Genomic DNA, 8,718 nt, shown 5'->3' with positions numbered 1-8,718 from the left:
GGTCGCCCGGCGGCGAGGCGCTGACGGGCGCAGGCTTTCAACCCCCGAGCGCCGCGGACCGCGCGGCGCTGGCCGGTTTGGCGCCCGGCGAGACGGCTCCGTTGCGCACGCTGAGGCTGCCCGGGCACGAGTACGGGGTGCGGGTTGGGGCCGTGCGCCTCGCCTGCGGCCACGCGGTCGAGTTCGGCCAGAGCCTCGAAGAGGAGGAGGACCTGCTCGCGGCGCTGCGCGGCGGCTTCGCCTACGCACTGCCGGCGGTGTTCCTGCTCGGCGTGCCCATCGGCTGGTTCATGGCGCGGCGCGCCCTGCGCGGCGTGGAGACGATGCGGCGCACGGCCCTGGCGATCGCGGACGGCGCCCTCGATCGGCGGGTGCCGGTCGGCGAGCGCGAGGACGAGCTCGCCCGCCTGGCCCGCGCCTTCAACGCGATGCTCGATCGCATCCAGGCGCTCGTTACCGGCATGCGCGAGGTCACGGACAACCTCGCCCACGACCTGCGCACGCCGCTCACGCGCCTGCGCGCGGCGGCCGAGCGCACGGCATCGCCCAGCGCGGGACGGGAGGAGTGGAGCGCCCTCGCGGGCACGACCACCGAGGAGTGCGATCGCCTGCTGGCGATTCTCAACAGCAGCCTGGAGATCGCCGAGGCCGAGGCCGGCGCGGCGCCGCTCGCACTGGAGGAACTGGATCTGACGGCGCTGGTCAGCGAGGCGCAGGAGCTCTTCCAGACCGTGGCCGAGGATGCCGGTATCGCCCTCGCCGTCGAGGCGCCGCTGCGCTGCAGCCTGCGCGCGGACCGCAGCCGCGTGCAGCGGATCGTGGCCAATCTCGTCGACAACGCGATCAAGTACACGCCGGCTGGGGGGCGGGTCACGGTTTCGCTCGCCGAGCGCGACGGTGAGGTCCAGCTCGCGGTGCGGGACACGGGCCGCGGCATCGCCGCAGCGGAGCTGCCGCGCGTTTTCGAGCGCTTCTACCGCGGGGATCCCAGCCGCAGCGGCCGGGGTAGCGGTCTCGGCCTCAGCCTGGCGCGCGCCTTCGCGCGCGCTCACGGCGGTGACCTCACCGCCGTGAGCGCGCCAGGGCAGGGCAGCACCTTCACCCTCCATCTGCGGCGCAGCGCGCGGTGAGCGCGCTACTGCGTCCGGAAGCGGCTCGAGCAGAGCGTCTGGTTCCCGTTCGCCGCGATGGCGAGCACTTCCCATTCGTAGTCCGTACCGGGCGCGAGGAGGCCGGCGGGGAGCGCGAGAGCCGTCGTCGTCGGCGGCAGATAGGCGCTCAGGCCCCACTTGCCGATCATCGTGGGGTGCGGATCCGTCTTGCGCTCGACGATGAGCTGGTAGGCGACGATCTCGATCGGCCTGCCGGCGATGGTCTGAGTCACCGCGCCCCAGCGCAGCACGACTTCGGCGACCGGCACCGTCGCATTCGCCGGGGGGGCGAGCAGCGGGGGTCCGGCTGGAATCTCGTGCGAGAGCTGGGCCGTGCCGAGGATCTCGCCGCCCGCCTCGCCATCGGCCATCGCCCGACCCTTGAAGGTGTAGGTGCCCGCGGGCAGGTCCTCGAGGAGTTCGGCGATCGGCTTGGCGGCGTTCTCGGGTTCGACGGTTTCAAAGAAGAGCTCGGTCAGGCCGAGCTCGCCCAGCTCGCCCTTGCCTTCGAAGCGCAGGACGACGCCCTGGGGCCCGATGAGTTCGAGGCGTTGCCAGCCCTCGCTGTCGACGAAGGCCTGGAATCCAGTGTCGCGATCGGTGGCGTTGTGCTCGATGATGAGCTTGGTCTCTTTGAGGGGCACCGTCTCGGCGGCCAGAGGCGGGCAGCCGAGGAGCAGGGCCAGGCAGGTGAAGGCGGCGCTGCGTGTCCGCAGGCGAACGGGGGCGGTTGGCATCGTGCTCGTCTCCTTGCGTCGCTCGTCGATTGCTTCGGCGGTCTCGCCGGGCACCGCACGAGCTGCTTGGCTTGAAGGTAAGCGCGGCGGCTTGCCGGAACCTGACGCGGAGATGACAACTCGGTCAGCCCGCGCGGAGCGCAGCGAAACGGCGGTCATGACTGAACGGCAATGTCGACGCAAGGTGAGCGTCATCTCCCGGCGCTACCTTCGGGGCAAGGAGAGCCCCGCAACGCGAGGAGGAGTGACCGTGTCAATCGCGAACACCGCTCGGCGTCGACGAATCGTGATCGGCCTGCTCTGGGTACTGGTTCTGCCGCTGCCGGCCTGGGCGAACCTGTCTCGCAACGCGAGCGGGCCGCAGGCGATGGGGGAGGCCGGCGCGTTCACACTGGACAGCGCGGCCGAGTTGGAGCGCGACGGCGGCGCCTCCGCCTGGATCGTCGAGACCGGCGTCCAGTACGCGCTGAGCGCGCGCCTGCAGTTCCTGCTCGAGGCCGTCTTCTACGAGCGGCAGGAGCTGGCGGAGGGCGAGAGCGCCAGCGGCATGGGGGATGCGGACCTCACCCTGTCCTGGCTCCTCGCGAAGGAGCGCGGTCCTTGGCCGCCTCTCGTGCTGGCCGGCAAGCTGAAGCTGCCCACGGCCCGGGCCGGGGAGATCGGCACCGGCAAGGCCGACTACTCCTTACTCGCCATCCTCGCCAAGGAGTACGGCGAGCTGGAGCTGGCCCTGGAGACCGAGTTCGTCAGCCACGGGTCGCCGGCCGGAGAGGCGCTGAAGGATCAGTTCCTGTACACCCTTGCGCTCGACTTCAGCGTGAACGACTACCTGTCACTCTACGGCGAGATTCTCGGCGAGAGCGAGCCCGTGGCAGGCGAAGGCCGCAGCGACGCCGCTCTCGCCGGGTTCGAGCTGGAGTGGCCAATCAGCGCTGCCACGGCGCCCTACCTCTCGCTCGAAGCCGACACTGAGAGCGTCGTCGCCCTGCGTGCCGGCATCGAGTGGAGCTGGTAGCTCCCAAGCCGGCGCTGCGAGCATCTTCCGCTTCGAGGGGCAGCTCGCCGTGTTCCATGCCGGGCGCGGGCCCTGCTATCGCTGCGTCTTTCCCGTGCCGCCGCCCGCGGGCGCCATCCCCAACTGCGCCGAGGGCGGCGTGCTCGGCGTGCTGCCCGGCATCGTCGGCAACCTGCTCGGCGGCATCCAGCGCTGGGCGCTGGCGGTGGATTCCAGCCTGCCCACCGACTAGGCCGGCGCGGCCCGCGATCGCGCTGGGAATGCCGGCAGGGCTCGCCTATACTGGCCGCGCCGCCTCGCCACGGCGCAAGGGAGGATCCGCGTGCGCCGGCTCGCCCTGCTCATCGCCTACCTGCTCGTCGCCGCGGCGCTGCTCGCCGCCCATGAGCCCTGGCGCGACGAGCTGCAATCCTGGTCCATCGCGCGGGAGAGCGCGAGCCTCGGCGAGCTGATCGCGCAGACCCGCTACGAGGGCCACCCCAGCGGCTGGTACCTGTTGCTCTTTGCGCTCACGCGGCTCAGCAGCGACTTCCGCGCCGTGCAGGCGCTCCACCTGATCCTGATGGCGATGGCGATCGCGCTGCTCATCTGGCGCGCACCGCTCAGCGGGCTCCAGAAGGCGCTGGCGGTCTTCGGCTACTTCCTGCTCTACGAGTACGCGGTGCTCGCACGCAACTACGCGCTGGGCGTGCTGGCGCTCTTCGCCTTCTGTGCGCTGGCCCGGGACTGGCGGCGCTATTGGCTTTGGATGCAGCTCTGCCTGCTGGTCATGCTCCAGGCGAATGCCTTCGCGGGGATGCTCGCCGTGGCGCTCTTCATCGCCAGCGGACTGCACGCCCAGCGCCGGGCCGGGCGTGAGCGGGACCTGCGCGGCCCACTGGCGCTCGGGGCGCTGCTCTTCGCGGGCGGCCTCGTTCTCAGCGTCTTCGACGTGCGCGTGCCACCCGACGCGAGCTTCATGCCGGCCTGGCACTGGCGCGACCCGGCCCTGGCCACCCTGCTGCGCGCCACCGCGCACGCCTTCCTGCCCATCCCGCAGCTCTCCCTGCACTTCTGGAACACGAGTCTGCTCTCGACGATCTCGCCGCCGGGCAGCCTACCCTGGCTGGAGGCTCTCCTGGCGCTCCTGGCGATGCTCCTTGCCTTCCTCATCCTGCGCCGGCGGCCACTCGCTCTGCTCGGCTTCGCGCTCGCCGCCGCCGCGATCGGCACGCTGCTCGCCGTCAAGTACATGGGCTTCATCCGCCACCATGGGCATCTTTTCCTGGCCCTGCTGGGCGCCTATTGGCTCGGCGAGAGCCTGGCGGCCGCCGAGCATCGCCCCGCAGCCCGGCGCAGCGGGCGCGCGCCCCAGAGCGCCCTGCTCACGCTCCTGCTCGCGCTCCAAGTGCCGGCCAGCCTGCCGGCTGCCTGGTACGAGCTGCGGTACCCCTTCAGCCGCAGCCGTGAGACCGCGGCCTTCATCCGGGCCAGCGGCTGGGACCGCGGCGCCCTCATCGGCTACCCCGACTACGCGGCGTCGGCGGTGGCCATGGGCCTGGCGCTGCCGATCCACTATCCGGAGAGCGGCCGGCAGGGCAGCTTCCTCATTTGGAACGCGCAACGTGCGCCGAACCCCACGCTCGACATCGCGAGCGCGACCCGGAGACTCGCCCGCGAGCGCGGGCGGGTCCTTCTCGTGGCGAACCTGCCGCTCCCGCCCGCGGCGCTGGGCGAGGATCTGAAGCCGCTCGCCAGTTTCGCGCCGGCCATCGAGGCGTCGGAAGCCTACTACCTCTATGCGGCGACGGCGGACGCGGACGCGACAGGCGACCAGGGCCTGGGCTATAATGGAGCAGCGCCCCAGCCCTGATCGGAGGATCCCCATGCGCCGCCTCGCCCTGCTCGGATTCGCGCTCTGCCTGGCCGCCCCCGCTCGCGCCGACATGCCCCTCGCCACGACGCCCGCCTGGACCAGCACGGCGCTGGGCCACGTCGCCACAGGCGGCGGTTGGGCCGACCTCGACGGCGACGGCTGGGTGGACTTCGTCGCCGCCAACGGCAACGACATGGCGCGGCAGACGGTGGTGGTCTACCGCAACAATGGTGCCGGGGGCCTGCCGCTCGCGCCAACCTGGAGCTCGAGCGACATCGACTACCACGGCCATCTCGACCTGGGCGACGTGAACGGCGACGGGCTCATCGATCTGGTCGTGGGCGTCTACCTCGGCCCCGCGGGCTTCGGCAACCCTGGCAAGGCGAAGCTCTACCTCGGCAACGGCGCGGGCGGTTTCACGCCGACGCCGGTCTGGTCCACGGGTACGCCGCTCTACTGCTTCAGCGTCGCGCTGGGGGATGTCAACGGCGACGGCCGCCTGGACCTCGCCTGCGCGGCGGGGGAGTCCTACGAGGCGCATCCGGAGCGCCTGCGCGTCTACCTCAACACGGGCGGCAGCTTGCCGGCGCTGCCGTCCTGGGAGAGCAGCGACATCGGTTACGCGCTGGACGTCACCTGGTGCGATGTCGACCTCGACGGCGACCTCGACCTCGCCGCCTCGGGCGAGATCAGCCGCAATCGCGTCTACTTCAATCGGTATGGCGAGGGCGGCGGCCTCGACACCGTGGCCGGCTGGACGAGCGGCGACACGCCGAGCTACGCGAACACGATCGCCTTTGGCGACTGGAACGGCGACGGCACGCCCGACCTCGCCGTGGCCGACAACAACCAGCTCGGCGGCGCGGGCCGCTTCAAGGTTTACGCGAACACGGCCGGCGCGCTGGGCGCGACGCCCGCCTGGCAGAGCAGCAACGGCGGCTACGGCTCGCACGTGAGCTGGGTGGACCTCGATCTCGACGGCGATCGCGATCTCGCCGCCGGCCGCTGGTGGGGCGCCGTGCGCCTCTACGAGAACACGGGCGGCGGGCTGACCACGGCGCCCGTCTGGCAGAGCAGCACGAGCAGCGTGATCGAGAACCTCTTTTGGGAGGACGTGGACAACGACGGTCTGCTCTCGAACGGCCTGACCGTGGCGGTGGGAGACGGCGCGCGCCGGGGGGTGCAGCTCGCGGCGGCGCCGGTGCGCGCTGTGCTGAGCGTCACCGTCGATGGCACGCCGCTCGCCGCGAGCGAGTACGTGCTGCATCCGGCGACGGGCTGGCTCGCCCTCGCCGCGGCCCCGGCGCCGGGCGCGCAGGTCGCCGTGGCCTTCCGCTACTCGCGCGACCTCGACCTCGGCTGCACGAACTGGGACTCGACGCTGGGCAACTATCTCTTCCTCAACACGGGCACCCTGGTCGGCGCGCCCGAGACGACGCCGCTGGGCTTCAGCCTGGCAGCGGCGCCCAACCCGCTGCGGGCGCGCACGGTGCTGCGCTACCGCGGCGAGGGCGCCGGTGCGGCGAGCCTGGCGATCTTCGACCTCCAGGGCCGCCGCGTGAAGAGCCTCCACGCGGGCGCGCTGCCGGGCGGACTCCTGAGCTGGGAGTGGGACGCCCGCGACGAGGGCGGCCAGCGGCAGGCGGCCGGCGTCTATTTCGCGCGCTTCGTGGCGGACGGCCACGAGGCAAGCGTGAAGCTGATCCTGCTCTAGGCTTCCTCGATCGTGTAGAGCCACCAGCGCGGCCCGCGCCCCGCATCGCGGGCGCGCCGCTGGAAGTAGATGACGAGCGTCGCCCCGCAGGCCGTGCGCAGGCGGAACCAGTGGCGCCGCAGGTACTGTTCGCTCTCGAAGCTGCGCGGCGTGAGCTCCCGCCAGCTCTCCACTTGCTCGACGACCGTGAACTCGCGGCCCCGCCAGCAAAAGCGCGCGGGCGGCGCCGGTTCGCCCGTGGCCATGGCCACGGCATCGAAGCCGCCGGCCTCGGGGACGATGGCCTCGCTGACGAATCGCTCGGGCATGGGCCGAGTTTACCAGATGCGCCGCTAGCGCCCCAGGAAGATGCCGAGGGCGACGAGCGCGGGCGTGGCCAGGTTGATAAGCACGTTCTGGCCCATCGCGGGGATCAGCGCGGGCGCGTTCGCGTGGTGACGCCGCGCGCCCTGCCAGGCGGCGAAGGCGAGGGGCGCGGTCAGCAGGCCGAGCAGGGCCGGCCAGGGCAGCACGCCGAGCCCGACGCCGGCGGCGAGGCTCAGGTAGGCGCCGGCGAGGAAGAGCCCGTAGACGCGCACGCCGGCCTCCATCCCGTGCGCGATGATCAGGTGGCGGCGCCCCGCGGCCGCGTCGGCCGCGACGTCGGGGAACTGGTTCAGCAGCAACAGATTGCTGACGAGGAAGAAGGGCACCAGCGAGGCGACGCCGGCCGCCGCGCTGTACGAGCCGGTCAGCGCGTAGTCCGTGCCCATCACCATGCAGGGGCCGAAGCCGAGGCCCGGTGCCAGCAGGCAGAGCAGCGGCGAGCGCGTGAGCCAGCGCGTGTAGAGGACGATTGTGAGCAGGCCGAGCAGGCCGAGCGGCAGCAGGCCCCAGCCCCAACGCAGCAGGAAGCGCAGCCCCACGGCGGCCGTTACCAGCAGTGCGGCGAGCGCAATGCCCAGCGCCACGCGGCTGGCCTCGGGATGCGCGGGCAGCGTGCCGCTGCCGCCGCTGAAGGGCGTGCGCTCTGTGCGCAGGTCCACGCCGCTGCGAAAGTCGTCCCACTCGTTCAGGGCGTTGACGGCGATGTGCGCGGCCAGCCCGCCGAGCAGGGCGAGCAGCGCGTCGCCCCAGGCGATGGGGCCGCGCAGGGCGGCGCAGGCGACGCCGAGCAGCACGCAAGCGGGCACCAGCGCCAGGAATGGCACGCGCATCGGGCCGAGGAATGCGGCGGCGTTCAGGGCAGAGCCCGGCGTCCGGGCACCGAGTGTCCTCATCATCATCCTCCCAAGAAGAAAGTGCGGCCTGCGTCCATGATGCGGCGGAAGGCCTCCCGATCGCCCCGCGCGACGGCGCCGAGAGTCTCGTCGAGCGCGGTGTGAAGCTGCGCGGCGAGGGCAGGCGTGTTGGCGTTGAGCTGCTGGATCTCGAAGTAGAGGTCGGGGTTCTCGCGCAGCACATCGCGGGCGGTGGCATTCTGCTTGGCGAAGGTGGTCGAGGCCGCTTCGCCCAGGCGCCGGTAGTCCAGTCCACTGGCGCCCAGCACGCGCCCGTAGAGGATGTTCACGAGGTGCGCGAGGCCCAGCACGTAGCCCATGCGACGGTCGTGTTCCTCGAGCGGCAGCTCCACGAGCTGGGCGCCGACGCCGACGAAGAGCTGCGGGGCCGCCGCGAGCGCGGCCCGGTCGCCGCAGTCGCAGAAGAGCACGTTGCGGCCGATGAGGTGGGTGGCGCTCGGCCCGAACATGGGATGCACGCTGGCCACGCGCAGGCCGCGCGCGGCCGCAGCGCGCAGGGGTGCGACCAGCGGCGACTTCAGCGAGGCGATGTCGAGCACGAGGCCGCGATGGCGCGCCGAGTCCAGCGCCGCGAGCAGCGCGGGGATGCTCGCAATCGGCGTGGCGAGCACGAGCAGGTCGGCGCCGGCGGCGGCCTCGAGATCGGCGATGCTGTCCGCCTCGCCGGGGCTCGCGGCGGGATCGAGCACGCGCACCCGATGGCCGCCCGCCCGCAGGTAGCCGCAGAGCCAGCGGCCCATCTTGCCCCGGCCACCGACGACCACGGCCTCGCCACGCTCGCCGCCGGCCGCGCGATCGACGAGGCCGGCCTGGAGCTTCACGGCGTGATCGATGAGCAGACCGGCCAGGGCCTCGCCTACCTCGGGGTCCAGGCCGCGCTCGGCGCAACCCGCGCGCAGGCGTTCGAGCACCTGGGCCTCGACGGGGAAGTTGCGCACGGGCAGGCCGAGGGTGCTCTTGATGCGG

General features: G+C 72.3%; 8 protein-coding genes and 1 pseudogene. 5 read left to right on the top strand and 4 right to left on the bottom strand.

The window, feature by feature from the left end; genetic code table 11:
- On the top strand, positions 1-1,130 hold a 1,130-nt coding region (locus FJ251_11085), incomplete at its 5' end, for a HAMP domain-containing histidine kinase (GenBank protein MBM4118262.1).
- Between the two features lie 5 nt (positions 1,131-1,135).
- On the opposite strand, the gene FJ251_11080 is transcribed toward FJ251_11085, so the two are convergent.
- Complete coding sequence (locus FJ251_11080; GenBank protein MBM4118261.1) at positions 1,136-1,888, bottom strand: hypothetical protein; 753 nt, start codon at positions 1,886-1,888, stop codon at positions 1,136-1,138.
- A gap of 250 nt (positions 1,889-2,138) precedes the next feature.
- On the opposite strand from FJ251_11080, the gene FJ251_11075 reads away from it, so the two are divergent.
- The 4 genes and pseudogenes from FJ251_11075 to FJ251_11060 all read left to right on the top strand — a co-directional run bounded on the left by FJ251_11075 (position 2,139) and on the right by FJ251_11060 (position 6,472).
- A complete protein-coding gene (locus FJ251_11075) occupies positions 2,139-2,903 on the top strand; it encodes a hypothetical protein (GenBank protein MBM4118260.1) in 765 nt (254 codons plus the stop codon).
- Between the two features lie 16 nt (positions 2,904-2,919).
- A pseudogene (locus FJ251_11070) lies at positions 2,920-3,093 on the top strand (adenylyltransferase).
- A gap of 132 nt (positions 3,094-3,225) precedes the next feature.
- On the top strand, positions 3,226-4,755 hold the full coding sequence (locus FJ251_11065) for a hypothetical protein (GenBank protein ID MBM4118259.1): 1,530 nt from the start codon (positions 3,226-3,228) through the stop codon (positions 4,753-4,755).
- Entirely contained in the window at positions 4,682-6,472 is a 1,791-nt protein-coding gene (locus FJ251_11060) for a T9SS type A sorting domain-containing protein (protein MBM4118258.1), read from the top strand. Before FJ251_11065 ends, FJ251_11060 begins: the two co-directional genes overlap by 74 nt.
- Here FJ251_11060 and FJ251_11055 read toward each other — a convergent pair.
- The 3 genes from FJ251_11055 to FJ251_11045 all read right to left on the bottom strand — a co-directional run.
- Positions 6,469-6,780 carry a cytoplasmic protein gene (locus tag FJ251_11055; protein MBM4118257.1) on the bottom strand — a complete coding sequence of 104 codons (312 nt, stop codon included), beginning with the start codon at positions 6,778-6,780 and terminating at the stop codon, positions 6,469-6,471. The two genes, FJ251_11060 and FJ251_11055, sit on opposite strands and share 4 nt — an antisense overlap.
- Positions 6,781-6,804: 24 nt before the next feature.
- Complete coding sequence (locus tag FJ251_11050; GenBank protein ID MBM4118256.1) at positions 6,805-7,668, bottom strand: prenyltransferase; 864 nt, start codon at positions 7,666-7,668, stop codon at positions 6,805-6,807.
- 65 nt (positions 7,669-7,733) lie between these two features.
- A partial coding sequence (locus tag FJ251_11045) for a bifunctional chorismate mutase/prephenate dehydrogenase (protein MBM4118255.1) occupies positions 7,734-8,718 on the bottom strand: 985 nt, incomplete at its 5' end.

It is taken from the genome of bacterium, from assembly GCA_016873475.1.
Taxonomy (GTDB): Bacteria; Krumholzibacteriota; Krumholzibacteriia; order JACNKJ01; family JACNKJ01; genus VGXI01.
This window is presented reverse-complemented; position numbering and strand designations above follow the sequence as displayed.